Below are 23,431 nucleotides of genomic sequence, written 5' to 3' on the forward strand. Positions count from 1 at the left end.
GGAGACGCACGGGCCGACGCCTGGATGCGGACTCGCAAGCGCGCGCCGACCCACTCCGGCGGACCAGCGATGAACTCCCGTTCCCGCTGGCTACGGGACGGGATCACTTGCTGACAACCCGCGTACTGTAGCCCTCTGGCGTGGCGGAGGTCACACCGAGGGGGCACCGTGTCTCGATGATCTTCGTAACTGTGTTATGCGAAGAAATCTGATATATGGCGCGGCCAATACGACGAGGCCGCGCTCCCCTTTCGGGGAGCGCGGCCTGCGTGTGCGTTTCGGGTCAGGCGCGGCCGGCCGGCCAGGACATCCGTACCTCGGTGCCGACGCCGTCGTCGACCGGACGGACCTGGAGATCCTCCACGAAACCGGCGAGCAGCGCGAAGCCCACCCCGGTGGTGAGCGCGTCCTCGCTGAGCGACTCCTTGGCCAGCTCGTCCGGGCCGAGCGCGGCCAGGCCGAGGCCCGCCTCGATCGGGGCCCGGTCCACCACCCGGACCGTGTAGCCGCCGCCGTCGGACATCTCCACGTACACCGGGTCGGCCAGGCCGTACTGCCGGTGCAGCGCGACCGCCCGGGTGCACGCTTCACCGATGGCAAGGCGCACCTCGTCCAGCAGGTCCTCGCGTACGCCGGCCCGCCGGGCCACCGCGACGCCGACCAGGCGGGCGGTGCGCACGTGCACCGGGGCCGGAGAGAAGGACAGCTTGACGGTCGCCATCACGCGCCGGTGGAGTCGGCGGCGATGGCCGCGTCGACCGTCGGATGCAGCGGGAAGACCTGGTCCAGGGCGGTGATCCGGAAGATCTTGAGCAGCGGCTCCTTGTCGCAGACCAGCGCGAAGGAGCCACCGGCCGAGCGCAGCCGCTTGAGCGCGCCCACGAGCACACCCAGACCGGTCGAGTCGAGGAAGTCCACCCGGCCGAGGTCGACCACCACGTGGCGGGCCCCGCCGTCGATCAACTCCAGGAGCCTTTCCCGCAGGCGGGGGGCGGTGTAGACATCCACCTCACCACCGACCTCGAGCACCGTGTGCTCCCCCACGGCGCGGGTCGCCAGCGACAGCTCCATCGGTCCCTCCTCGGTAAACTCTCCTGGGCATCTAACCATCTCCCCGTGCGGCCCCCTCGGTCACCGGCCACGCCCTCCCCATACCCCCACCCTGCGGTTCCCAATTCCGAACACCAGTGCGAGAGTGCAGGACGTGACCGACCACAGCCCCGGCCCGCGGCGTGCGCCGGGCGAGCTGCTGCGCCGGCTGCGGCTGCGTCACCCCACCGACCCGGTCACCCACGTCGAACGCGTCCCGGCCCGCGCCGGCGAGCCCGCCGGGTGGCCCGTCTGGGCGCCGGAGGAACTGCGGGCGGCGTTCGCGCGGCGCGGCGTCACCGCCCCGTGGCGGCACCAGGCCGAGGCCGCCGAGCTGGCGTACGCGGGCCGGCACGTGGTGGTCGCCACCGGCACGGCGTCCGGCAAGTCCCTGGCGTACCAGCTTCCCGCACTGAGCACGCTGCTCGCCGACCCGCGCGCCACCGTGCTCTACCTGGCGCCGACCAAGGCGCTCGCCGCCGACCAGCTCCGCGCCGTCGCCGGTCTCGAACTCGACGGGGTACGCCCCGCCACCTACGACGGGGACACCCCGCGCGCCGAACGGGAGTGGATCCGCCGGCACTCCCGGTTCGTGCTGACCAACCCGGACATGCTGCACCACGGCGTCCTGCCCGGGCACGCACACTGGTCCGGGTTCCTGCGCCGGCTCGCGTACGTGGTGGTCGACGAGTGCCACACCTACCGGGGCGTCTTCGGCTCACACGTCGCGCACGTGCTGCGGCGGTTGCGGCGGCAGTGCGCGCGCTTCGGGCGTACACCGGTTTTCCTGCTGGCCTCCGCCACGTCGGGTGATCCGGCGGCGGCGGCCGAGCGGCTCACCGGCCTACCCGTCACCGCCGTCACCGAGGACACGTCGCCGCGCGGCGGGGTGACGTTCGCGCTCTGGGAGCCGCCGCTGCTGCCGCCCACCGACTCGTCCGTCGACGCCGACCTCGTCCAGGTCCGGCGCTCCGCGCTGCGGGAGACCGCGGACCTGCTCGCCGACAGCGTGGTCGAGGGGGTACGCACGCTCGCGTTCGTGCGGTCCCGCCGGGGCGCCGAGGTGGTCGCAGCGAATGCCCGGCGGTCGCTCGACGAGGCCGTACCCGGGCTGGGCGACCGGGTTGCCGCCTACCGGGCCGGCTACCTGCGCGAGGAGCGCCGCGAGCTGGAACGGGCGCTGCTGCACGGCGACCTGCTCGGGCTCGCCTCCACCAACGCGCTCGAACTCGGCGTCGACCTGGTCGGCCTGGACGCGGTGCTGATCTGCGGCTGGCCCGGCACCCGCGCGTCGCTGTGGCAGCAGGCCGGGCGGGCCGGGCGCTCCGGCGACGAGGCGCTCGCCGTGCTGGTGGCCCGGGACGACCCGCTCGACACCTACCTGGTGCACCACCCGGAGGCGCTGTTCGGGCGGCCGGTCGAGGCGACGGTGCTCGACCCGGCCAACCCGTACGTGCTCGCGCCACAGCTCGCCTGCGCCGCCCACGAGTCCCCGCTCACCCCGGCCGACCTGGACCTGTTCGGTGAGGGCGCGAAGGAGGCGGTGGATTCGCTGGTCGAGGCGGGGGCGCTGCGGCAGCGGCCCACCGGCTGGTACTGGCGGCACCGGGAACGCCCCGAGGTCGACCTGCGCGGCGAGGGCGGCGCCCCGGTGTGCGTGGTGGAGGAGTCCACCGGCCGGCTACTCGGCACCGTCGACGGCGGGTCGGCGCACTTCCTGCTGCACACCGGCGCGGTCTACCTGCACCAGGGCGTCTCGTACGTGGTCGACTCGCTCGACCTGGCCGACGGGTGCGCGCTGGTGCACGCCGAGGAGCCGGACTGGTCCACCCACGCCCGCGACGTCACCTCGCTGTCGGTGGTGTCGGTCCGCTCGTACGTGGACGCCGGACCGGTCGGCCTGTTCCTCGGCGAGGTGGACGTGACCAGCCAGGTGGTGTCGTACCAGCGGCGGCGCATCGCCACCGGCGAGGTGATCGACACCCGCCCGCTGGACCTGCCCGCGCGGGAGCTGCGCACCGTCGCGGTGTGGTTCACGCTCTCCCCCGAGTCGCTGACCGCCGCCGGTGTCGAGGCGGCTGACGTGCCGGGCGCGCTGCACGCCGCCGAGCACGCCGCCATCGGCCTGCTGCCGCTGATGGCGACGTGCGACAGGTGGGACATCGGCGGGCTGTCCACCGCCCTGCACCCGGACACCGAGGCGCCGACCGTCTTCGTCTACGACGGCCACCCCGGCGGGGCGGGTTTCGCCGAGCGGGCGTACGGCACCGCCGCCGCCTGGCTGCGCGCCACCCGGGACGCGATCGCCGAGTGCGGGTGCGAGACCGGGTGCCCGTCGTGCGTCCAGTCCCCGAAGTGCGGCAACGGCAACAACCCGCTGGCCAAGGCGGAGGCGGTGAAGGTCCTCGACGTGGTGCTGACCAACCTCGCCACGGCCGGCGGCGAGGCGGCGGTGGCCGGCCCGGAGGCGGTGGCCGGCCCGGAGGCGGTGGCCGGCCCGGAGGCGGTGGCCGGCCCGGACTCGGGCGGCCCGGAGCGCGGCGAGGTGTTGCCCCGGCAGGACGACCGGGCGGCCCGCCCAGCTCAGGCGGCCGGTGCCCCACCCGCCTGACCGCACCGGGCCGGTTGGGGCTGCCCGCCGCCACTTCGGGGAGGTTGCGGTATCGACAGGTGCTGGACCCCGCCACTTCCCCGAACTGGTGTCGATCAAGCTGGGCCGTGCGGCTCCGCGGGTGCCCAGGTGTCTGGTTGGTGGGACGGGTGCATGAGGGTAGGGCCGTCGGGGCATTGATGTATGGGAGCGCTTCCATGCATCATTTCTGGTAGCGCTCAGGTGACCCGAGACCCGTCCCGCCGGAGGTGCCGCCGTGGCCGACACGATCGCCGAGACCGTCGAGCTGCTCTACACCATCGACCAGGAAAACCTCACGCCCGACCAGCAGATAGCGCTGGGCACCGCGATGGCCACGCTCGCCCAGGCGGAACGGCTGGAGCAGATCAACGAGCGTCTGCGCGGCATCCATCAGGTGCTGAACAGCTGGGCGATGAAGGCCACGGTCGACGGCGGCCGCTGACCTTGCGTCCCGCCTCCACTTCCGGCGCGCGGTCGCGCAGTCCCGGCCCGCGCCGGTCACGGCAACGGCGCCATGCTTCGCCTCATGCCACCGTGCGGCTCCTGCGTGCGGGCCCGTCCGTCCAGGCAGCGGTGGGTGCGCTCGGGCGAGCGGTCGTCGGCCCGCTGTGCAAGACTCCGGCGACCCCTCGAAGGAGAGCCCATGTCGCCCGACAACCTGCAGGCCCAGCACCGGTTCATCATCCGTCAGCGACTCCGGATGATGGTCAACCAGTACGAGGTGCACTCGGTGGCGCCCGACGGCTCCGAGGGTGGGCTGCTCGCGTTCGCGCAGCAGAAGCGGCTCGCCTTCAAGGAGCAGGTGACCATCTACACCGACGACTCCAAGCAGTACGCCCTTCTCGGCTTCAAGGCCCGTCAGCGGCTCGACCTCGGCGCCACCTACGACGTGACGGATCACGCGGGCAACCCCATCGGGCTGTTCCGCAAGGACTTCGCCCAGTCGCTGCTGCGCTCGACGTGGCACGTCGAGCAGCCCGGCCTGCCGCCCGCCACCGGGCAGGAGCGCAGCCTGCCGGTGGCGCTGCTGCGCCGGTTCGTCGACTCGCTCTCCTGGCTGCCGTACCACTTCGACTTCATGGCCGGCGGCCAGCCGGTGTTCTCGGTCGACCGGAAGTGGGGTCTGCGGGACCGGTACAACGTGGAGATCCAGCACCCGCAGATCGACCGTCGGCTGGTGATCGCCATGGCGGTCGGACTGGACGCCCTCCAGTCCCGCTGACCTGCGGCACTCGGGCCCGGCCCGGCTCTCGGTTCCGGCACTGGCGTCCGCCCGTCAGGACCGGGCCGGGCCGGCCCGGGACGTCGCGACGGCGTCCCGGGTCAGCCCGGCAGCGGGGCGACGCGTACCTGCGCCGTGACGATCAGGTCCAGTCCGTCGGCCCGGCATCCGGTCATCCGGCCGCCGTTGGCCGAGACCAGGTCGGCGGCGCGAGCGCAGGCGTCGTCGGCTCCGTCGAGCACCCGCACGGCACCGGCCAGCGCCCCGAAGTCCGCCGCGTTGCGGGCCTGATGCCGCGCACACCGGGCCGCCCCGAGCGCGGCGCCGAACACCCCGACCAGCACGAACACCAGCCCGATCGCGAGCAGGCACACGGTCGCGCCGCCCCGGTCGGTCGAGGACGTCCTCACACCAGGCTTCCCGCGCTCCCCTCTCCCCGCAGGCCCGCCCACCCGGGATCTGCTCGCCCCGCGCCTGCTCGGGTCGGCTCGGCCTCCCACGACGACCTGGCGGAAGGACGAGTCGGCCCAGGCACCGCCGGCTCTCACGGCACCGGCCCCGGCGCTCCGGGTTCCACTGCGGCCACCGCCTCCGCCGACACGACCAGCCGGGGCAGCCGCGTACCGAACGTCCGGACCGGTGCCCGGACCGTCGCCGTGACCCGATCGCCTGTCACAGTCACCGACACCTCGGCGCCGTCCGGGGCGTACCGGGTTGCGGCAACCGTGCCGGGCTCGCCCCGGGCCGCCGCGAGCGCCGCCTCCCGGGCCGCGTCGACACACGCGACCCGGGTACCCACAGCGTTCACCGCGGTCAGACCGGCGACGAGGAGCAGCATGAGCGCCGGCAGGCCGGCCGCCAACTCAGCGGTGAAGGAACCCCGCTCGCACGCGACCCACGAGCGCCACCGGCGCCGCACCTCCCCGGCCCGGGTGCCGACGGCGTCCCGGGTCGAGCCGGGCTCGGTCGACACGTCGAGCGGGACTGCTGGTTCGTGGAGCCACCCACCACCACGGCCAGCCCGCCGGCGCCCGATCACTTCAGGGCCCGGTCGATGACGGCGGTCAGCGCGGACTGCACGTTGCCGGAGGTGAGCACCTTCAGCAGGATCCCGGCGAAGGCGACCGCGGCGAGGGTGCCCACCGCGTACTCGGCGGTGTTCATACCGGCGTCACCCCGCAGGCGGGTGAGGAGCTTGCGCATGTCGTACGTCCCTTCTCGATGGTTCACAGCACGTCGCCGAGCACGGCGACGATCACCGGCACCAGACCGGCGAGAATGAAGGCGGGCAGGAAGCACAGCCCGAGCGGCAGCACGATGAGCACGCCCGCGCGGCGGGCCGCCGCCTCGGCCGAGGTCGACCGTTCGGCGCGCAGGTCGTCGGCCAGCCGGGTCAGCGCGCGAGCCAGTGCGGCGCCGCTGTTCGACGAGCGGACCGCCGCCGCGACCACGGGTTCGGCCCCGGTGACGCCTTCCAGGTGCGCCCAGGCCTCGCCGGGGCTGCCTCCGAGCCGTAGCGTCCGGCCGACCCGGCCGAGCCGGTCCGCGAGTGGCCCGCCGAGCGCCTCGGCGACGGCGAGCACCGAGCGGTCGACCGGCGCGCCCGCCCGCAGCGCGGCCGCCAGCAGGTCCGCGGCGAGCGGCAGGTCGGCGGTCTCCCGCAGCCGCCGTTCCCGGGCGGCGCGCGGCTCGATCCGGCGTAGCAGACGGTCGGCGGCGGCACCGGCCAGCAGCCCGAGGAACACGCCCGTGACACCGGCGACCACCACCGCCACCGCGATTCCGGCCAGCGCTGCGCCGAGGCGTACCCGATCCGGCCACCACGCCGGGCGAATGGGCGGCGGCGTCGGAGCGAGCCGGCGCAGCCGCCGTGCCGGGCGGACGACCGGACCGGCGACGACCAGGAGCGACGCGGCGCCGCCGAGACACACGGCGGCCAGTACCTGCCGTGACATCAGGCGGCCCGCCCGGGCGTGACGCCGAGTCGCTCGGCCCAGAGCAACCCGCCGACCTGCAACACGACTGCCGCCACCGCACTGCCGGCACCCACCGGCGTGTGCAGGAGCACCGCCACCGGGTCCACCCCGATGCCGTAGCCGAGACCTATGCCGCCGAGCGGCAGCGCGGCGAGCAGCCACGCGGTCGCCCGAGCCCCGGCGGCCTGGGCGGCGGCAGCGGCAAGGCCCCGGTCGGCGGCGCGGGCGTCGGCCTCGATCCGTTCCAGCAGATCGGCCAGCGGCGCACCCGTCTGGTCGGCCAGCCTCCCGGCGGCCCGGGCCAGCCGCGCGACGCGTCCCGGGCCGTCGTCGACACCGCCGTCGACGGGTAGCCCGGCCCGCAGGTCGGCGGCGACGGCGGCGAGGCGGTCGAGATCGCGGCGATGCGCGAGGGTGGCCGTCCGGTGGGTACGTCGGCGCAGCACCGCCCGGGCCGCGAGCACGCCGTAGGTGGCGAGCACCAGGGCGGCCACCGGACCGCCGAGCAGTGCCCCGGTCACGGCCCCGCACAGCGCCGCCACGGGCAGCACGCGTCCGGCGGAGAGCGGCGGCGCAGGAGCCGACGCCGGAGAGGGCGTCACCGGAGCCGGCACGAGGCCCGTCCATCGCCGTACCTGATGCCCGACACCGGGTCGACGCCGTTCCCGGCCCCGGCCGGGAGGCCGTGCGGACGCCTTCGGCCCGGCGTCGAGCGGACGTCGTCGCAGGTCCGGGAATGCTGGACGTGCGCCCTTCACCCGCTCGACCGGGATGTCCGCACTGCCCAGGACCGCCAGCCGCCGGGCGCGAGCGGCCCGTACCGGCCAGGCGACGGCGACCGCCGCAGCCACCAGGAGCAGGACCGCCGGCCAGAGGTGGCCGGTCACGACGGTTCCGCCGGACCGGGCCACGCCGCCTGGAGGATCGGCGGTACCGGCGCTCCCCGCTCCCGCAGCAGGCCGGCGAGCAGCTGGGCCGCCGGGGCAAGACCCCGGCCGCGCGCCCAGGCCGGAACCACCGTCACCACCCGGTCGGGCCCGTCGGGCAGCAGCAGGCCGATGGAGTCGAGGACGCGCCCCTCGCCGGTACGGCGGAGCTGGAGGACGACCTGCAACGCGGCGGCGACCTGCGCGTGCAACGCGAGCCGGGGCAGGCCGCCGAGCATCCCGAGCGCCTCCAGCCGGGCCGGAACGTCGGCCGGGGCGTTCGCGTGCAGCGTTCCCGCCCCGCCGTCGTGGCCGGTGTTCAACGCGGCGAGCAGATCGACCACCTCGGCGCCCCGGCACTCGCCCACTACCAGCCGGTCCGGCCGCATCCGCAGCGCCTGCCGGACCAGGTCGCCGAGCCCGACGGCTCCGGCGCCCTCGACGTTCGCCGTCCGGGCCTGCAACCCGATCACGTGCGGGTGCACCGGGCGCAGCTCGGCGGCGTCCTCCACCAGCACGATCCGCTCGGTGCCGGGTACCAGCCCGAGCAGCGTGTTGAGCAGCGTCGTCTTGCCGGATCCCGTGCCGCCGCTGACCAGGTACGCGAGGCGGGCCGCCACGAGTGCGGCGAGCAGCGGGGCGATCGGCCGGGGCACCGTGCCCCGCTCGACGAGTTCGTCGAGAGTGAACGGCCGCTGCCGGAAGGTACGCAACGACAGGTAGGGCCCGTCGGTCGCCACCGGAGGCAGCACCGCGTGCAGCCGGGTGCCGTCGGGCAGGCGCGCGTCGGCGTACGGGGAGGCGTCGTCGAGCCGGCGACCGGCCGCCGAGGTGAGGCGCTGCGCCAACCGGCGTACGTCGTCGAGCGTGCCCAGCGGCACGGCGACCTGCCGTAGCCCTCGTCCCCTGTCGACCCAGACCCGCACCCCGTTCACCAGTACGTCGGTGACCTGCGGGTCGGCGAGCAGCGGCGCCAGTGGACCGGCGCCGACCAGGTCGTCGTGCACCCGGTCGGCGATCCGCAGCAGCGTGGTGTCGCCGAGCACCGCCGTCGCCGGTTCGGCGCGTACCGCGGAGACGATCGCCGCGGGCGTGACCGGGGTGGCCTCGGCGGCGAACCGGTGCCGGACCCGGGCGGCCAGCTCCCCCGGGTCGGCCGGCGCGGTCATGCCGCACCCGCAGCCGACGACCCGACCAGCTCGTCCACGATCCGCTGGCACAGCGCGGCGAGCGGCCCCTTCCCGCTCGCGCCCGGCGCCTCGCCCCGCTCCAGCCCACGGCACAGCCCCGGCTCGGGCCGCAGCGTGCCGGCGAGCGGCAGCCCCAGCGCCCGGGACACCTCGGCCGCGCGCAGCCGGCCGGGCGCCGGACCGCGCACGATGACCGACAGGTCGACGCAGTGCGGCGCGGCGACGGCGGCGACCCGGGCCGCGGCGGCCGCCGCCCGCAGCTCGGCCGGTACGACGAGCAGCGCCCGGTCGGCGGCCTGGAGCGCGACCACAGCCGCGTCGTCGAGGTGCCGGGGCAGGTCGAGTACGACCAGGTCCCGCCCGCGTCGGCCGGCGTCGACTGTGGCGGCCATCGCCTCGGCCGGCAGGTGCCGCAGGTCGCCCCGGTCCCAGGAGAGCACCACCAGGTCGCCCCGGCTGGGCAACGCGCGGATCAGCGACGGCGGGTCGACCCGCCCGTCCGTGCCGGCCAACTCCGGCCAGCGCAACCCGTCGAGCTGCTCCCAGCCGAGCACCAGGTCGAGACCGCCACCGAGCGGGTCGGCGTCGACGAGCAGCGTGCGGAGCCGGGACCGGGCCGCGCTGACGGCGAGCCCACCTGCAAGCACGCTGGCTCCGGCGCCGCCTCGGCCGCCGAGCACAGCCACCACCCGGCCCTGACCCGGGCCGGCCGGACCGGCCACGCACTCGGCGAACCGGTCGACCAGCCAGGGCTCGGCCGCCGGCAGCGTCGCGACGTGCTCCGCACCGATGAGTTCGGCCAACTCCGTACCCGGATCGAGCTCTCCGGAGCGACCGACCAGAACCGTGCGGGCGCGGCGGGGAAGGCGCGCCCGCAGGCAGGCCGCCGCCTGGTCGGCGCCGATGAGCACCAGCGGCGCCGGCGCCCAGCGGGCCCGGGCGGCGGCCGGGTCGGCCGCCAGCTCGACCTCGGTGCCGCCAGCCGCCGCGAGTCGCAACAGCTCGTCGAGAAGGTCGCCGTCGGAGGTGACGAGCAGGGGCAGGCGACGGTACGGCGGGAGCGGGGTACGGGGCGGCATGGCGGCCTCCATCGGTCGGACTCGGACGTGCCGCGGTGCAGCCTGCCCGGCCGAGGGATGCGGGACCGGTGCCCTGTGGACAACGGAGGGCGTTGTGGACAGACCTCGGTGGCCCGGTTGATCTGCTATGTGCCGGAGACGGAGGCAACGAGTGGCCCGTCGGCCATTGACGACAGGGATGATCAGTAGCGGATAATCGGGGCCCCTCGCCGCTCGATGAACGGCACCGGCTTGCGGAATCGAGGCCATGACCGATTCACCGCACCCCCTCACGCCCCCCTCGGTACGACCCCATTCACGGTCCGCCCCAACGGCCGGCGGCGAGATCTGGCTCCGCGATCCGTCGCCGACGCTGCTCGCCGCCATCGCAATCGGGCTCGTGGTCGTGGTGCTGGCGAGCATCGTCAGCGTCTTCGCCACGCCGCGTCGCCCCGACCTCCCGCCGCCGCTCGAGGGCCAGGCGATCCTGGCGTCCCCGACGAGGGCGGGGTCGGTGACGGAGACGCCCGCCGAGTCCTACGCGCCGCCGTCGGTGTCGTTCTCCAGCCGCGCCGTCGCGCCCAGCCGCACCGCCGCACCGACCCGCCGCCCCACCCCGAGCAGCCGGCCGACCTCGCCGAAGCCGTCGATCCCCCGGTCGAAGCCGCCGGTGGTCGGCCCGGGGGAACTGGCCCCGCTACCGGCCTCGCGTGAGTCGCGGCTGCGCTCGCACGGCGGTGGCCCGTCGACCTTCATCGACTTCGTCAACAGCCACGGGTCGACAGTCGTGGTCCACTGGATCAACTACGACGGCCGTCGACAGCAGTACGCGGTGCTGCGGCCCGGGCAGTCCTACCGGCAGCAGACGTACGTCGGTCACCCGTGGGTCGTGGCCGACGAGCGGGGCCGAGGCTTGGTGTGCTTCGAGCCGGACCGGCAGACGCTGCGCGCGGTGATCCGGTAACTCCCTTGCCCGGCCCGACCGGCGGCTGCGATGCTCCGCCGGATGATCGACAAGCCGGACATCGACGAGCGGCTGCTGGCGGCCGAGGTCGCCGCCGCCTGGTCGGTGGACGTCGTCGACCTGGCGTTCATGCCGGTCGGCCTCGACGGGCACGCGTGGGCGTACCGGGTGGAGACGTCCGACGGCGGGCGCTGCTTCCTGAAGGTACGCCGCGGCGACTTCACCCCGGCCGCCGTCCTGCTGCCCGGCTTCCTCCGCGCGCGGGGCCTTCGGCAGGTGGTCGCGCCGCTGGACCTTCGCCTCGATGGCGGGGTTGCACGTCGGTTCGGGGACTACCGACTACTGCTCTACCCGTTTCAGGACGGCGACAGCCTGTGGGGCCGCGGTCTCACCGACCGCCAGTGGATCGAGTACGGCGATTTCCTGGGCCGGCTGCACCGGGTCACGCCGAGCGCTGAGGTAGCAGCCGTCCTGCCGGTCGAGACGTACCGATCGAGCGCGGGCGACCGACTGCGGACCCTCGGCGGGCAGGCCGCTGCGAGCGAGACCCTGGGTGCCTTCTGGAAGCGGTACGGTGCCGCGCTGCGCCGGTTGGCGGAGACTGTCGACGACCTGGCGTCGCGCGTGACGCCGGGACAGCACGTCATCTGCCACGCCGACATCCATCCGGGCAATCTCATCGCCGACGGCGACGGGACGCTGCACGTCGTGGACTGGGACGCGCCGATCCTCGCGCCGCGCGAGCGGGATCTGATGTTCGTCCACAGCGCCGACTTCGGCGAGCACCCGATCGACGCGCACCGGGCTGAACTCTTCCGCGAAGGCTACGGGGCGCTGGAGCCGGACCCGGTCCTGCTGAGTTACTACCGCGGCGAACGGCATCTCGACGATGTCGCCGCGTTTCTGGGCAGCATCCTCGGCCCCGAGGCGAGTGCGGAGTCCCGGGCCAACGATCTGCACTGGCTCATTCGCATCGCCGAGGCGGTCGCCGACCCCGGCTACGCGCCCTGAGCTGACGCGGAACGCTCGTCCCGGAAAGGGACGACCCCCGTCGGGGGGATGCGGTTTCAAGCTGTCGGCTGCTGCCAGGCGGTGTCGGCCCGCGTCGAAGAGCAGGTGCCGGACGCCGTCGTTTGACGTTAACGTCCGACCCGCATCAAGGCTCTCGCTGCCTTCTTGCTGCCTCGCTGCCTGACGCCTCGTCTACAAGCCCTGTGCGTCATGTCCGCACGCCGGCGGCTGCGACAACCGTGATGATGGCAAGCGTTGAGACAGCCAGCTGTCGCTGGTGTGGCGGAGGCAACCAAGATCGGCTTCAATAACTCCCGTGCCAACTATCCGTGACCGGTTCGCTGCCGCCCGCGCTGGGTGGGCTTCAGGTGTCTTCGCCGCCCCATCAACGACGCGAAGGCACCGAGCTCTTCGGTCGGACGCAAGTCGTCCTCGGTACAGCCTTCGATCACGCCGACTACAACAGTCCATCCGCCATAGGCCATCACGACTAGAGCTCGCCCCAGTCGCGCCCTTCGATGTGAAGCCGGATCCCTGGCAGCGGCTGATTGCATTGGGCAGCATACTGTCGGTCCTTGTCCTTGCCATAGGGCTCTATATCACCAATAGCGCAAACCGCAGCCAGCAGGACTTAGCTGCGCAGAGTCAAATAACAGAGCGGTTCACCTCAGCAATCGAACAGCTGGGCCAGGCGGGGGGTGACAAGATTGATGTACGGCTTGGGGCAATCTATGCCTTGGAGCGGATCATGCGGGACTCTGCGGCGGATCATCCCGCTGTAGTAGACATTCTTACCGCGTTCCTCCGCGTACACGCTCCAAATAAGGCTGGTAGCCCAGCCATCCAGCCGAGCCCGCGTGAGGCAGAGAACACCTTGTCACCGCCGGTGGACATCCAAGCCGCATTGACGGTCCTCGGGCGCCGAAACCCAGTGAGGGACAGCGGTGACGTCGACCTGAGTTATACCGACCTTCGGGGTGCGAACCTAAGCCATGGAAGGTTCAGTGACGCCGACTTGAGCGGCGCGAATCTCGCGGGATCCAACCTCTTTCTCACAAACCTGAACGATGCGGAATTAAAGGGTGCCGACCTTCGTGGAGCTTGGATTCGTAACGCAAACCTAGTTGACTCGGACCTGTCCGATGCGAACCTGGCTGGAGCGGACTTGGGAGACACGAATCTTCGCTATGCCTGGATTAACGGCGCGAATTTTGCTGGCGCGAATCTGACTAACGCCCGGGTGTCGAGGGGGCAGCTCCGATGCGCATCCGTAGACAAGACAACTCACCTCCCAGAAAAGCTGGAGAAAGACACGTGGAGAGATGAAGTTGACTGCGAGTCGAGCTGAGGCTGCCACCGACCGAATGGTTTCGCCTGATAGGGAATCGGACACTCGGCGGCGGGCAGATTCAGCATCGGCTAATACCAGACCGATCGACATCCGCGGTTCCGGCTGGCTGCGCGTCCAGCAGGAGCGAGATCAACGGAGGACTAATATACGGAGATCACCGTGAACACTTCGGCAGTCGGAGAGTCATGTCATCGGGTTGACCTGGCACCGTCAGTTCGAAGGACATCGAAGCTGGCACTGTGGCCGTTCCTTCAGGCAGGCCGCGCGGGCATGCGAGGGGCATGGCGAGCGGCAGACCCGCCTTATGATGCGGACATGACGGACGACCAGTGGCGCGGCTTGGAGAACGAGACTGATGACCACCTGCGGGCGATCACCGAGATGCTCGGGATCTGGGCACGAGCGACACGAGGGGACGTCAGTGCGTACCGGGAGGCAGCGCAAAACATGCGCAAAGTCGATGACAACATCGAGGCGGGCGGCATGTTCCTCGATCCGGATCGCGAATGGCAATTGGCGTATGAGCGGCTTTGGGTAGCTGGATTCCGGCTAGTGACCTCGGCATTCCAGATGGAGAAGTGGCTGAAGGCACACCGCGCGGAACGCGGCTTGCCTCACGACGAAAGCCAGGCCCTGAGGACCTTGCGCAACACCTTGGAGCACCTAGACGAGGCGCAGTTCGAGTGGGGATATGCCCGCAAGAAGGACGGCCACAAGGGCTTGCCGCCATCGATCGACAAGCTGCCTGGTGGTCGACTCCTTTTAGGCTGGAGCCGCGAGTACAGTGAGCGTGCGTTCGGGCAGATTTCGGTTGAGAAGCTTGACGAGCGAGCGCGCGGCTTCACCTGGTACGACGAAGAACGCGAGTACCTGGAGTTCGAGCCGTCGGACATTGACTACGAGATCATGCAGTATGGCTATGACGACGGGATCAGTTACGACGAGGAGTAGCTTGCGCCGCCCGGCAAGTGCAACCGCCTTGTCGCGGCGGCCTTACTTCTGAGGGCCGCCATGAGTGGGCACAGCAGCGGCATCCAACCGAAACGTTCGGCGCCGCTGCTTGTGTAGCCTTTGATGCTGCAAGCCACCTGCCAACTAGTGTTCGTCAGTTGATACGAACGCGTAGGCGGGCGGCATCAGGGGCGCATCCCTCGTTCGACCGGACGAACATGCAGTCTCCCTCACCATCGCTGAGCGGGCCGAGTCTGACTTTCTGATCCTTCAATCGCACCAGGCGGTCCGCCTCCAGACTTCCTCCCCGAGCGGTCACCGAAAAACCTTGCGACGACCAAAAATCGACAGTCGAGGGGTAGCACACTCCATAAATAGAGGAGATGTCCACCTTTTCCGCCTGCCGCTTGACGACATTAACAAGGGAGCGGCCAATCCCTGAACGTCGATACTCGGGAACGACCGCCAAGGCGTTCAAACACCACCACGGTTCTTCAATTCCATGATCGTGATACATTGCAGCATCTACCCAACAGAAGCCCATGATGGGCGACTCCTCGGTTTCCCGGGCAACGATTAGAAGGTTGTCGCGGGCTGTTTCGCCCACTCCGAACCGCCAGTGCGTCCGCCAACTCTCCGGCTCATGAATCAGCGTCATTTCCGGCAGTTCCCGACGGGCCATTTCAGCCAGCGAAGGAATATCCTTGAATATTGCTGAAACAACAACGTGCTCTATTGTCCTCACCCCTTAATCCGGCCAAGTAGGTGCTAGCTACCGAGGCTCTTGCGTCACTGCTCCCGGCGCGGCCTTGCGCTGCGCAGCGACCTGGCGACGCCGAGCAGCCTGTTCGCGCTCGTCAGCCACCAACGCTTGAGCGCCCTCAGTAGCACCCCAAGCAGCCTTGGCAGTTACCGCCTCCACTACCCCGCGCCTATCGAGCCTGTAGGACTGCAACTCGTCCAGCACATAGACGAGCGCCGCCGCCTGCACCGCAGGAGCCCAGCGGGCAAGCAGATCCATCAACTCGCCAATGTTGTCGACCTTGACGAATGGAGATCCGTGCATGAGGTCCCAGACATCAACGATGTACTCCTCCCGGCCGCCCTTAACGATCCGCCGGTAAGAGCGGATGCGCAGGTCGGATTCTTCGCCACCGATCCCGAAGAACTCAGACCAGCCCTCCTGCTCAAGCCAACGGTCGGAATCGACCTTGTCGGGCCTGTCCTTGAACGGGTCATAGATCTCGTAGGTCATCGCTACATCCTGCCGACTTGTCCTAGCCGGCGACAGCAACCACGCTGCGCCCATCAGGCACCCAACCCTAGCCATCCCGATGCCGTCGACCCGCCCTCCTAAAGAGCGGGCCGCCGCGCGACCTGGCGTGTCAAGTGGACCTTGACGCGGTACGGAGTGCTGGACCTGCCGGAGTCGGCTCTCGTGTCACGGACCGCGCCCCCGGCGGACACCGCCACAGCGGCGCAGTTGACCCAACCTCGCCCAGCACGGACCCGGCTCCCGGGGTCGGAGCTGGCCACCGGCGCCACCCCTCCGCCTCCCAGGTGAGCAGTTGATCTGACCCGGAGCGGCTGCGGAGCCGGCTCCTGGACGACCGGCACGCCGCCGCGCGGACACCACCCCCATGCTTGGGGCTTGCCGCGCGGACCCGGCGCGCGCCCTCCCTGCGCCGCGCTGCTCGGGCGCGGCGCGGCCGGCTGCCGGCGACGAACCTCCACCACTTTCAACTACCCGTCTGCGGCGGCCCCTCCGGGCTTTCCGCTCTCCGCGCCAGCCGCCGGGCGTGTTGCGTGGCCGGAGTCGGAGCGCCAGCGTAGCGACGGACGCGCGCCCAGGCGGCGGCGCGTGCGGCCCGCTCAGGGCCGCCTTGAAGACGTACAGAAACTTTGAACCAACTCGCCGGCAGCCGACGCCAGCAGCCGGTTACCGATTGCCCCGGCTCCGAACCAAAGTGACCGGTCGCGACAAGGTTCAGCGGCGGCTGCACTACGACCAGGTGGTGCGGAGCCGCGCGGGACCGACCTCGGTTGACGATGGCTCGCAATTTCCACAGGATAGGTCGATGGCGCCCGTCGAACCCACAACTCGATACCACGATTTCATTGCTGCGGCCCGCCGCCACACTCCTAGTACGCTCCTGCCAGCCCTCGCGGCAGTCTCGGCCAGTCAGTTCGACGGTGGTGGCTACGGCGGGCGTCGCGACGAGGTCATCTTCCCCTGGGTGATTGCCGCGGCGGCCCGCGAGAACATCGCCTTTGGCAACGAGTACCGGTCGACCGCGCCCGTCAGCAGAAAGGATCTGGGTCGCCTTAGAAATATCTTCATGAACTTGGAAGATCCATTCCTAGACTCGGTGGGAGAACCAGGGGCGTCCGAGTCGTATCTGGTCAGGACCGCATTTGAGCAGTTTCCCTATCAGCACTCCCGGTACGACGAAATGTCCCGAATATTGCTACTATTTGACCGCGATTACACGGGGCTGGACTGTCGAATCCTGTCATCGACTACCTGGACCGAGCTGCTGGGGATTCCCGTGGATGCGTTCATGCGTGCCGCGTTCTTAGTCATGGTGGGGGCCCGCGTCAACGACGGTTGGTTCGACCCTCGCTGGCTAGGCCAGCCTCATTTTCAGCCGGCGCTGAACGCACTGGATGTAACTGGTCCTCAGGTGATGAACATCTTCCGCCGGATCTTTGCCACTGACGTCGAGACGGTACGGCAACGGGTGCTTGCGGAGCGCAAAGGCGACTCACGTCTCTACCGCTATGAGTTCAATCCATTGGTCGATAAACCATTTGTCTTGATGCCGGACGGTCGCTACCTGGCTCCGAACATCTACTTCGTGGCTCAGCGTCTGAGCCCAGCCGCCCTGTACTACGTAGGGTGGGAGTCGCTTGGCAGCGCGTTTCCCAATGATCTGGGAGTGGTTACAGAGGTGTACGTCGGCGAGCAGCTCGCTCTATTAGACACCGTGAACACCCTTCATGACGTCGAGTACGAGAGGGGTCAGCGCGCAGCAGACTACGTTCTCGTGCTGCCCGGCCTGACCGTGGTGATCGAGGTGAAGTCGGCCCGCGTTTCGCCGCCGGGCCGCCTGGATCATCAGGGCTATCTCGACGATCTTAACCGGGATGTCGGAAAGGCGCTCAAGCAAATTAAACGGACTGGAGACATGATCCGCGACGGTCACCCGGCGTTCGCTATGGTGGACTCCACCCAGGACATTCGGGGCATCGTTGTGACCGCCGAACCACACTATCTGCTCAACACCAAAATCTATCGCGATGTAATCCCCGATCCCGGGTATCAGACGGTTATTCTCTCACTCAGCGAACTAGAGCACGCAGTTGCTGCCGCCCACATCGGCGACCCGGTCGGCCTGTTCACAGCGTTGACCACACCTGGCCCCGTGGGTACCTACGACGCGGCGAAAGCCGTAGCGGTGCATGAACGATCCCTCGGGGTTACGCAGGCACGGAACCCGCTACTCGATGACGCCTACAAGCGTGCTTGGGGACCGCTCGACGCCGGCTCGTTAGGGACCCGTTCCTGAGGGCTCTGCCGGTGACGGCATGCTGGTAGGGCGACTGGGTCCGGCGAAAGCTGGCAGGGCGTCAGTGACCGATTGAGACTTGCGCGGCACACGTCCACTCGTACATGCGGTTGTCCCGGTGGAACTCCAGCAGCCCGACATGGTCGAGAGCCACGGTGACCGGTTCGGCCTCGACCGCCGCCAGCGCTCCAACAATCGGCTCCGCGGCTTGCGTGGTATTCGAGTAGGCGACGCTTACATGGGGGCGATACCCCTGGGCATGTTCGGGCGCCAACTCGACGTGGTCCGGCCCGAGGACATCTGCGATGACCGCCCTGACAGCGTCGCGGACCGCTGCCACGGGCTCCGGAGGCGATGCGGGCAGGTACACAGCCTCCGGACGCACCACGGGCCGATGGAACATCACGACTGGTGCAGGAGTTCGCGTCAATTTCGACCGGATAGCACGCTCCATCTCGGCGACCTGGCGGCCATCGAGTTCGTCGAGGAATCCGATGCCCTGCATCGTCAGGTGGAGCCAGGTCGATGGAATGAGGTCAAGGCCAGAGAAGGGGCGGAGCGCCTCCTGGTAGCGGCGCACGAGCTGGACGAGCTCCGCGTTTCCGCTCATGGTGAAGTGGCAAGCGTAGAAGTGGCGTCCCGCTCGCCATCCTGGCCTCCACCACCAGTGGTCTTGCAGGTTGTCTACGTGGTCGATGGGCTCTGACACCCTGCCCCCTTCAGATATCGGAGCGGCCGTCGGCGTCTTCAGGCTGCTGAGTGACGTCGTACTCGTCGATGATCTCGATACGGTCGGCCGGCCAGACCGATTCCGACACCTCAAGAACGGTGTCATCCTCGGCTCGGGCCACGTGTACGACGTGCACCACGCCTGTGCCCGGCGAGATCTGCAGCGCTTCCGCCTCGACCGCTGTGGGCATCCGCCACTGCCAGTGATCTCTGGCTCGGCTGTATCTCTTGCCGCTCAAGTCCTCGATGCACAGGAAGAGGGCCTTGGGCACCACCTGTGGTTGTTCGAGGAAGGTGCCAGCGGCGAAGCCTAACGGGATGTAGCTCGCGCCAACCTCCTGCGGTCGGCCACTTTCGCGGTCAGACAGGACGCGACGCCGGATCACGACTCGCTCTCCTGGGTCCATGCCCGCCGCTTGAGCAACATGCTCTGGCACTGGACCGCGCCCAGCGAAAGGAATCTCATGCCGCAAGTGGGCCGTGAGCAACTTGCCGTCAGTACGGGCTCGTCCGTACCGGTCGCGGGAACGCCGCTGGAGTCGGCGGTTGGCAGTGACGAAGGTGCCCACGCCCTGGCGGGCTTCGACGATGCCCTCTGCCCTGAGTACCCGAATGGCGCTGCGGAGGGTCTCCATCGAAAGGCTGGGGAAGGTTGCGCGAAAGCGCTCAAGTAGTGCGGCCTCGGCAGGCAGCCGCTCCCCTGGCCCATAGTTGCCGTTCTTGATGTCGCGCCGCAGCTCGTCTGCGATGCGCTGATACTTCGGGGCCTTTGCCCCCAGCTCACTAGTCATGTCGACCTCCACTCGAAATTCTAGTCCTCTAGAGGACTTGACGCCGTCAGCCGCATGGACCTACCTTGATTGCACCCACAGTCCTCTAGAGGACTAGAGCAATAGACCTAGGAAGGGGTCACGCTCATGAAGCTGTACGTGGACACCAAGGGCAAGCAGGTGACGGTGTCGAAGGACCCGGAGCCGAAGAACGACCAGAACGGCAATCAGCGGTCGGAGAAGGGAACGGGCCGGCTCATGTGGGCGACCCAGGTCATCGTGCTCGACGAGACCGGCGGTGAGGTCATCAGCATCACGACGGCGGGAGAGAAGCCGGGTGTGATGGTGGGGCAGCTCATCGAGGTCGAGCAGTTGGAGGCCATTCCGTGGGCGACCAACGGGCGCAACGGCGTCGCGTTCCGTGCGATCTCGCTGAAGCCGAAGGCTGGTTCGGCGGCCAAGTAGTCCTTCGCACAGCGTGCTGTGTGAAGCCTGGTGGTGTCTGACCTCCAGCGGCCTGAGGTCCGCTGATCGAGCCAAGTGAACAAGCAGTCCGAGGACGGCTCCGGCGTCCAACGTTCTCGGCCTGGTGACCACGACCGGTGGTCACACCCCCGTGAGAAATGGCGCGGGGTCGGTACCGGCGTCCAAACCTGCCGACCCCGTGCCCTCCAACTCATCCGACCCAACTCGCGATTGGGAGGGATTCGTCGTGTCCAAGTCTAGCCCTCGCCGCTCCTTCGGACGGAAGTCCAGCGGCACCATCACTGTCATCGAGGCCAGAGTTCACCGGTCCTCGGCGCGGAACGCCCGGTTGGCGTTCATCCTCACGGCGGTCATCGTCGGCCTTCTGTCGGCCGTGGTGGCCGCTTCCTCCATCCACCCCATCCTCGCCGTCTTCGTCGGCGCGCTCATCGGGGTTCCGCTCGGCTGCCTGGCCTGGCTGCTCGTCCGGATCTGGCCGGTGCTGCGGCTGCTGTGGTGGTGGACCCCCGAAATCGGGATCACCACGGTTCTCGGCGTCTGCTGGGTGCAGCTGGTCAACCACACCTCGACCCTGGTCACGCTCATCGTGGTCGCCCTGGTCGTGGGTGTCCCGGCCGCTGTGCCGGTGTCCCGCCGGTTCCTGGTCGCCTGGACCTGGTGCCTCGTGGTGCGGCACCGGCTGCGCGTGTGCTTCGCGCAGTTCATCATCGCCAACCAGTCCGGCAGCCTGCCGCTCATCCTGTGGGCCAAGCCCACCCCTGTTGGTGAACGGGTCTGGGTCTACCTGCGGCCCGGCCTGTCCCTGGCCGACCTGGAAGGCCGCCTCGACCGGATCGCGGTCGCCTGTCACGCCTCGACCGCTCTGATCGAGCGGGCCTCGGACCGTAACGCCGCCTATCTGCGGTTCGACATCAAGCGCCGCGAGGTGCTGACCGCTCAGGTCGGTTCCCCGCTCGTCGACGTCATCGACCCCGACACCCCGCCGACCGAGCGGATCCCGGCCACCGTGCCCACCGCCCTGGACCTGTCCGACGTCGACATGCCCACCGTCACCCTGCCCACGCAGGGCAGACCGGCCGTCAAGAAGCCGGCCACGACCGCCAACGGCAGCAAGCCCGCGGCTCCTGCCGCCAGTGACGTCGACGACGTCTCCGACTGGATCTGACCTTCACCCAACCGGTCGCGGAGAGCCCATGCGGCTCGTTCGTGTGGCTCTCCGCGCCCACCAACTGCCCAAGGAGGGCACCTCATGACCACCACACCCGCCCCGACCTCCGGGGTTCCGGTGGGGCCTGGCCTGTCGATGTTCGACCCCATCTTCGTCGGCATCGACGAGTTCGGTCACCCCGTCTACATCACCCTCGCCTACCGCAACCTGCTCGCCGGTGGCGAACCCGGCGGAGGCAAGAGCGGTCTGCTCAACACGATCGCCGCCCACGCCGCCCTGTCCGTCGACAGCCGCCTGGTGCTGCTGGACGGCAAGCTCGTCGAACTCGGCCAGTGGGAGGACTGCGCCGACGCGTTCATCGGCCCCGACATCACCGCCGCCCTCGACATCCTCCGCCGCCTCCAGCTGGTGATGAACAACCGCTACGCCTGGCTGCGCGCCCACGGCCGCCGCAAGCTCACCGCCGCCGACGGCCTGTCCGTCATCACCGTCCTCGTCGACGAAATCGCCTACTACAGCGCGACGGTCGGTTCGAAGCAGGAACAGGAAGAGTTCGTCGCTCTCCTGCGCGACCTGGTCGCACGCGGGCGTGCCGCTGGTATCCCGGTGGTTGCCGCGACTCAGCGGCCCAGCTTCGACATCATCCCCACCTCGCTGCGGGACCTGTTCGGCTACCGGGCCGCGTTCCGCTGCACCACCCCGAACACCTCCAACATCGTGCTCGGGCACGGCTGGGCCGAGCAGGGCTACACCGCCACCGACATCGCCCCCACCAACCAGGGCGCCGCCTACCTCATCGCCGAAGGCGGCACCCCCCAGCGCATCAAAGTCGCCTACCTCACCGACACCCAGATCGCCGGCATCGCGGACTACGCGGCCTGGATCCGCCGGCCCCGCCGGTTACCGACCCTGATCCCGGACCTGACCCGGGTGGATTTCGAGGTGGCCGCATGACCACCCGCGAACACGCCTACACCAAGGCCAACCAGCAGCGTGCCGCCCGGTACGTCGAGATCTGGATCGTCGCCCAACCGGGCGAGATCGCCTCGATGGTCCAGGTCGCCTCGGCCAGCGGCCGACTCGTCTACCTCGGCCCACCCCACCCGGTGGGCGGCGACGACACCCGCCAACGCCGCTACCTGCGGCTCCGCACCCGATAGCAGTCGACGGAACCGGCTCACGCCCTGCAAAAGCCGATCCGGTTCCGCCGACCTCCACCAACAGCCCCGAAAGGACGTGGCTGCCATGAAGGCTACCCACAACCCGACCACCGCAGCTCAGGTCACACCCGCTGACCTGCTGCGAATGGCTGCCCTCTACCTACGCCGACACGGCTGGCACCAGGGCACCTACTACCCCCACACCACCGACACCCCCACCCCGCCGGCCTGCGCCGTCGGAGCCATCGGCATGGCCTGCACCGGACACCCCGTGCACCACTGGTACGACCTCGACACCGACGAGCGGATCACCTACCTCGCCGCCATCGCCGCGTTCGTCGACTACCTCGACGACTTCGCGCCGGTCTTCCACATCGACGAAGACGGCTACCTGCTCGACGAGCACATCTCCCCCTACTCCTGGAACGACGAGCCCGCCCGCACCGCCGAGCAAGTCATCACCGCCCTTGAGGCGGCTGCCGACGAGTGGGACCGCCTCCACACCCAGGAAGGCGGAAACCGGTGAACACCGTCAAGAAGCCCTTGACGCCGCGCATCCCGGTACCGCGTCGCCGGGACGTCGTCGAGAACGACGCCTTCGCCGCCTTCGCCCGGCGCATCATCCGCGCCCACGGCCGCCGCGTCGCCACCGGCGACGTCGAAGCCCTCCGCGACCTCGTCGCCCTCTCCTCCGTCATCGACCAGGCCATCACCGAAGCCGTCATCGGGCTGCGGGCCTTCGGCTACTCCTGGGCCGACATCGGCTCCCGGCTCGGCATCTCCCGCCAAGCCGCCCAGCAGCGCTGGGGAGACCGGCCATGACCACCTACACCTACGACCCGGCCAACCCCGCCGACGAATTCCCCACCTACCCGTTCCTGCTCGCCCCCGACGGCCTGGCCACCCGCCGACAGCTCCGCGCCGCTGGCCTGCGCCCCGGCGGGCATCACGCGGTCGCGCAGATCCTCTGGCGTCGCGGCAAGCGCGTCGCCTACCTCTACCGCCTCGACCTCGCCGCCCCAAACGGACCGCCACCCCGGCGCAGCGGGAGGCGATTGCCAAGGCCCTGCTCGCCCGGCGCACCTGCCGCGACTGCGGCCAGACCAAGCCCTACTACATCCCCCGCCGCTACGGCTGCTGCCTCGACTGCCACGGAGGCCACTGATGGCTGTCCTGATC

Annotated in this window: 27 protein-coding genes and 1 pseudogene; 15 read left to right on the top strand and 13 right to left on the bottom strand. The window is 69.9% G+C overall.

Annotated features, from left to right (window positions below):
• Positions 1 to 283 precede the first annotated feature (283 nt).
• Entirely contained in the window at positions 284 to 721 is a 438-nt protein-coding gene (locus BFV98_RS17230; protein WP_013283650.1) for an ATP-binding protein, read from the bottom strand.
• A complete protein-coding gene (locus BFV98_RS17235) occupies positions 721 to 1,071 on the bottom strand; it encodes an STAS domain-containing protein (protein ID WP_013283649.1) in 351 nt (116 codons plus the stop codon). The genes BFV98_RS17230 and BFV98_RS17235 overlap by 1 nt, the downstream gene beginning before the upstream one ends.
• Positions 1,072 to 1,162: 91 nt before the next feature.
• On the opposite strand from BFV98_RS17235, the gene BFV98_RS17240 reads away from it, so the two are divergent.
• From BFV98_RS17240 to BFV98_RS17250, 3 genes are all read left to right on the top strand, one after another.
• Positions 1,163 to 3,700, top strand: a complete 2,538-nt coding sequence (locus BFV98_RS17240) for a DEAD/DEAH box helicase (RefSeq protein ID WP_369830084.1) — start codon at positions 1,163 to 1,165, stop codon at positions 3,698 to 3,700.
• Between the two features lie 256 nt (positions 3,701 to 3,956).
• On the top strand, positions 3,957 to 4,163 hold the full coding sequence (locus tag BFV98_RS17245) for a hypothetical protein (protein WP_013283647.1): 207 nt from the start codon (positions 3,957 to 3,959) through the stop codon (positions 4,161 to 4,163).
• 201 nt (positions 4,164 to 4,364) lie between these two features.
• On the top strand, positions 4,365 to 4,943 hold the full coding sequence (locus tag BFV98_RS17250) for a hypothetical protein (RefSeq protein ID WP_071097078.1): 579 nt from the start codon (positions 4,365 to 4,367) through the stop codon (positions 4,941 to 4,943).
• A gap of 101 nt (positions 4,944 to 5,044) precedes the next feature.
• Here the strand turns inward: BFV98_RS17250 and BFV98_RS17255 are convergent, their stop codons facing one another.
• From BFV98_RS17255 to ssd, 7 genes are all read right to left on the bottom strand, one after another.
• The gene (locus tag BFV98_RS17255; RefSeq protein WP_083395289.1) at positions 5,045 to 5,353 is read right to left on the bottom strand and encodes an Rv3654c family TadE-like protein; all 309 of its coding nucleotides are present in this window, start codon (positions 5,351 to 5,353) and stop codon (positions 5,045 to 5,047) included.
• 134 nt (positions 5,354 to 5,487) lie between these two features.
• The gene (locus BFV98_RS17260; protein ID WP_013473579.1) at positions 5,488 to 5,916 is read right to left on the bottom strand and encodes a TadE family type IV pilus minor pilin; all 429 of its coding nucleotides are present in this window, start codon (positions 5,914 to 5,916) and stop codon (positions 5,488 to 5,490) included.
• A 62-nt stretch (positions 5,917 to 5,978) separates the two neighbouring features.
• Positions 5,979 to 6,146: a DUF4244 domain-containing protein gene (locus BFV98_RS17265; protein ID WP_013283643.1), complete on the bottom strand. Its 168-nt coding sequence runs from the start codon at positions 6,144 to 6,146 to the stop codon at positions 5,979 to 5,981.
• A 23-nt stretch (positions 6,147 to 6,169) separates the two neighbouring features.
• Positions 6,170 to 6,898: a type II secretion system F family protein gene (locus BFV98_RS17270; RefSeq protein ID WP_071097082.1), complete on the bottom strand. Its 729-nt coding sequence runs from the start codon at positions 6,896 to 6,898 to the stop codon at positions 6,170 to 6,172.
• Positions 6,898 to 7,806, bottom strand: a complete 909-nt coding sequence (locus tag BFV98_RS17275) for a hypothetical protein (protein ID WP_041784399.1) — start codon at positions 7,804 to 7,806, stop codon at positions 6,898 to 6,900. Before BFV98_RS17275 ends, BFV98_RS17270 begins: the two co-directional genes overlap by 1 nt.
• A complete protein-coding gene (locus BFV98_RS17280; protein ID WP_071097084.1) occupies positions 7,803 to 9,014 on the bottom strand; it encodes a TadA family conjugal transfer-associated ATPase in 1,212 nt (403 codons plus the stop codon). Before BFV98_RS17280 ends, BFV98_RS17275 begins: the two co-directional genes overlap by 4 nt.
• On the bottom strand, positions 9,011 to 10,114 hold the full coding sequence (gene ssd / locus BFV98_RS17285) for a septum site-determining protein Ssd (protein WP_071098907.1): 1,104 nt from the start codon (positions 10,112 to 10,114) through the stop codon (positions 9,011 to 9,013). Before ssd ends, BFV98_RS17280 begins: the two co-directional genes overlap by 4 nt.
• A 247-nt stretch (positions 10,115 to 10,361) precedes the next feature.
• Between ssd and BFV98_RS17290 the strand changes: the two genes are divergently transcribed.
• The 4 genes from BFV98_RS17290 to BFV98_RS17300 all read left to right on the top strand — a co-directional run bounded on the left by BFV98_RS17290 (position 10,362) and on the right by BFV98_RS17300 (position 14,370).
• The gene (locus tag BFV98_RS17290; RefSeq protein WP_013283638.1) at positions 10,362 to 11,057 is read left to right on the top strand and encodes a hypothetical protein; all 696 of its coding nucleotides are present in this window, start codon (positions 10,362 to 10,364) and stop codon (positions 11,055 to 11,057) included.
• Positions 11,058 to 11,099: 42 nt separating this feature from the next.
• Positions 11,100 to 12,068: a phosphotransferase enzyme family protein gene (locus BFV98_RS17295; protein WP_071098908.1), complete on the top strand. Its 969-nt coding sequence runs from the start codon at positions 11,100 to 11,102 to the stop codon at positions 12,066 to 12,068.
• A gap of 553 nt (positions 12,069 to 12,621) precedes the next feature.
• A complete protein-coding gene (locus BFV98_RS31530; RefSeq protein WP_143025340.1) occupies positions 12,622 to 13,416 on the top strand; it encodes a pentapeptide repeat-containing protein in 795 nt (264 codons plus the stop codon).
• A gap of 318 nt (positions 13,417 to 13,734) precedes the next feature.
• Entirely contained in the window at positions 13,735 to 14,370 is a 636-nt protein-coding gene (locus BFV98_RS17300) for a hypothetical protein (protein ID WP_071097085.1), read from the top strand.
• 154 nt (positions 14,371 to 14,524) lie between these two features.
• Here the strand turns inward: BFV98_RS17300 and BFV98_RS31535 are convergent, their stop codons facing one another.
• Positions 14,525 to 15,115, bottom strand: a complete 591-nt coding sequence (locus BFV98_RS31535; protein ID WP_143025341.1) for a GNAT family N-acetyltransferase — start codon at positions 15,113 to 15,115, stop codon at positions 14,525 to 14,527.
• 27 nt (positions 15,116 to 15,142) lie between these two features.
• A complete protein-coding gene (locus tag BFV98_RS17305) occupies positions 15,143 to 15,625 on the bottom strand; it encodes a hypothetical protein (RefSeq protein WP_071097087.1) in 483 nt (160 codons plus the stop codon).
• Positions 15,626 to 16,448: 823 nt separating this feature from the next.
• Between BFV98_RS17305 and BFV98_RS17310 the strand changes: the two genes are divergently transcribed.
• Complete coding sequence (locus BFV98_RS17310) at positions 16,449 to 17,939, top strand: hypothetical protein (protein WP_071097088.1); 1,491 nt, start codon at positions 16,449 to 16,451, stop codon at positions 17,937 to 17,939.
• Positions 17,940 to 18,000: 61 nt separating this feature from the next.
• Here BFV98_RS17310 and BFV98_RS17315 read toward each other — a convergent pair whose 3' ends face one another.
• Together BFV98_RS17315 and BFV98_RS17320 are read right to left on the bottom strand one after the other, a co-directional pair.
• Positions 18,001 to 18,549: a 2'-5' RNA ligase family protein gene (locus BFV98_RS17315; RefSeq protein WP_218128565.1), complete on the bottom strand. Its 549-nt coding sequence runs from the start codon at positions 18,547 to 18,549 to the stop codon at positions 18,001 to 18,003.
• A 109-nt stretch (positions 18,550 to 18,658) separates the two neighbouring features.
• Positions 18,659 to 19,459, bottom strand: coding sequence for a GntR family transcriptional regulator (locus BFV98_RS17320; protein ID WP_143025342.1), 801 nt, complete (start codon positions 19,457 to 19,459; stop codon positions 18,659 to 18,661).
• A gap of 126 nt (positions 19,460 to 19,585) precedes the next feature.
• Here BFV98_RS17320 and BFV98_RS17325 point away from each other — a divergent pair, with 126 nt between their 5' ends.
• The 7 genes and pseudogenes from BFV98_RS17325 (at position 19,586) to BFV98_RS32740 (ending at position 23,417) form a co-directional block, all read left to right on the top strand.
• A complete protein-coding gene (locus BFV98_RS17325) occupies positions 19,586 to 19,903 on the top strand; it encodes a hypothetical protein (protein ID WP_030274472.1) in 318 nt (105 codons plus the stop codon).
• Between the two features lie 247 nt (positions 19,904 to 20,150).
• Complete coding sequence (locus BFV98_RS17330) at positions 20,151 to 21,089, top strand: hypothetical protein (RefSeq protein ID WP_255368143.1); 939 nt, start codon at positions 20,151 to 20,153, stop codon at positions 21,087 to 21,089.
• 84 nt (positions 21,090 to 21,173) lie between these two features.
• Complete coding sequence (locus tag BFV98_RS17335) at positions 21,174 to 22,046, top strand: FtsK/SpoIIIE domain-containing protein (protein WP_071097092.1); 873 nt, start codon at positions 21,174 to 21,176, stop codon at positions 22,044 to 22,046.
• Complete coding sequence (locus BFV98_RS17340; RefSeq protein WP_071097094.1) at positions 22,043 to 22,252, top strand: hypothetical protein; 210 nt, start codon at positions 22,043 to 22,045, stop codon at positions 22,250 to 22,252. The genes BFV98_RS17335 and BFV98_RS17340 overlap by 4 nt, the downstream gene beginning before the upstream one ends.
• Positions 22,253 to 22,337: 85 nt before the next feature.
• Positions 22,338 to 22,778 carry a hypothetical protein gene (locus BFV98_RS17345; protein WP_071097096.1) on the top strand — a complete coding sequence of 147 codons (441 nt, stop codon included), beginning with the start codon at positions 22,338 to 22,340 and terminating at the stop codon, positions 22,776 to 22,778.
• The gene (locus tag BFV98_RS17350; protein WP_071097097.1) at positions 22,775 to 23,074 is read left to right on the top strand and encodes a hypothetical protein; all 300 of its coding nucleotides are present in this window, start codon (positions 22,775 to 22,777) and stop codon (positions 23,072 to 23,074) included. Before BFV98_RS17345 ends, BFV98_RS17350 begins: the two co-directional genes overlap by 4 nt.
• Positions 23,071 to 23,417, top strand: a pseudogene (locus tag BFV98_RS32740) (RRQRL motif-containing zinc-binding protein). Before BFV98_RS17350 ends, BFV98_RS32740 begins: the two are co-directional and overlap by 4 nt.
• Positions 23,418 to 23,431: the final 14 nt, after the last annotated feature.

Origin of the sequence: Micromonospora sp. WMMB235 (assembly GCF_001855515.1) — a bacterium.
Lineage (GTDB): Bacteria > Actinomycetota > Actinomycetes > Mycobacteriales > Micromonosporaceae > Micromonospora > Micromonospora aurantiaca.

What these genes read in the sequence shown, in the direction of transcription:
- BFV98_RS17290 (WP_013283638.1), top strand. Translation starts at nt 10,362, where the DNA reads ATGACCGATTCACCGCACCCCCTCACGCCCCCCTCGGTACGACCCCAT.
- BFV98_RS17280 (WP_071097084.1), bottom strand. Translation starts at nt 9,014, where the DNA reads ATGACCGCGCCGGCCGACCCGGGGGAGCTGGCCGCCCGGGTCCGGCAC.
- BFV98_RS17250 (WP_071097078.1), top strand. Translation starts at nt 4,365, where the DNA reads ATGTCGCCCGACAACCTGCAGGCCCAGCACCGGTTCATCATCCGTCAG.
- BFV98_RS17325 (WP_030274472.1), top strand. Translation starts at nt 19,586, where the DNA reads ATGAAGCTGTACGTGGACACCAAGGGCAAGCAGGTGACGGTGTCGAAG.
- BFV98_RS17270 (WP_071097082.1), bottom strand. Translation starts at nt 6,898, where the DNA reads ATGTCACGGCAGGTACTGGCCGCCGTGTGTCTCGGCGGCGCCGCGTCG.
- BFV98_RS17230 (WP_013283650.1), bottom strand. Translation starts at nt 721, where the DNA reads ATGGCGACCGTCAAGCTGTCCTTCTCTCCGGCCCCGGTGCACGTGCGC.
- BFV98_RS17305 (WP_071097087.1), bottom strand. Translation starts at nt 15,625, where the DNA reads ATGACCTACGAGATCTATGACCCGTTCAAGGACAGGCCCGACAAGGTC.
- BFV98_RS17320 (WP_143025342.1), bottom strand. Translation starts at nt 19,459, where the DNA reads ATGACTAGTGAGCTGGGGGCAAAGGCCCCGAAGTATCAGCGCATCGCA.
- BFV98_RS17295 (WP_071098908.1), top strand. Translation starts at nt 11,100, where the DNA reads ATGATCGACAAGCCGGACATCGACGAGCGGCTGCTGGCGGCCGAGGTC.
- BFV98_RS17310 (WP_071097088.1), top strand. Translation starts at nt 16,449, where the DNA reads ATGGCGCCCGTCGAACCCACAACTCGATACCACGATTTCATTGCTGCG.
- BFV98_RS17235 (WP_013283649.1), bottom strand. Translation starts at nt 1,071, where the DNA reads ATGGAGCTGTCGCTGGCGACCCGCGCCGTGGGGGAGCACACGGTGCTC.
- BFV98_RS17315 (WP_218128565.1), bottom strand. Translation starts at nt 18,549, where the DNA reads ATGAGCGGAAACGCGGAGCTCGTCCAGCTCGTGCGCCGCTACCAGGAG.
- BFV98_RS17345 (WP_071097096.1), top strand. Translation starts at nt 22,338, where the DNA reads ATGAAGGCTACCCACAACCCGACCACCGCAGCTCAGGTCACACCCGCT.
- BFV98_RS17265 (WP_013283643.1), bottom strand. Translation starts at nt 6,146, where the DNA reads ATGCGCAAGCTCCTCACCCGCCTGCGGGGTGACGCCGGTATGAACACC.
- BFV98_RS17335 (WP_071097092.1), top strand. Translation starts at nt 21,174, where the DNA reads ATGACCACCACACCCGCCCCGACCTCCGGGGTTCCGGTGGGGCCTGGC.
- BFV98_RS17340 (WP_071097094.1), top strand. Translation starts at nt 22,043, where the DNA reads ATGACCACCCGCGAACACGCCTACACCAAGGCCAACCAGCAGCGTGCC.
- ssd (WP_071098907.1), bottom strand. Translation starts at nt 10,114, where the DNA reads ATGCCGCCCCGTACCCCGCTCCCGCCGTACCGTCGCCTGCCCCTGCTC.
- BFV98_RS17300 (WP_071097085.1), top strand. Translation starts at nt 13,735, where the DNA reads ATGACGGACGACCAGTGGCGCGGCTTGGAGAACGAGACTGATGACCAC.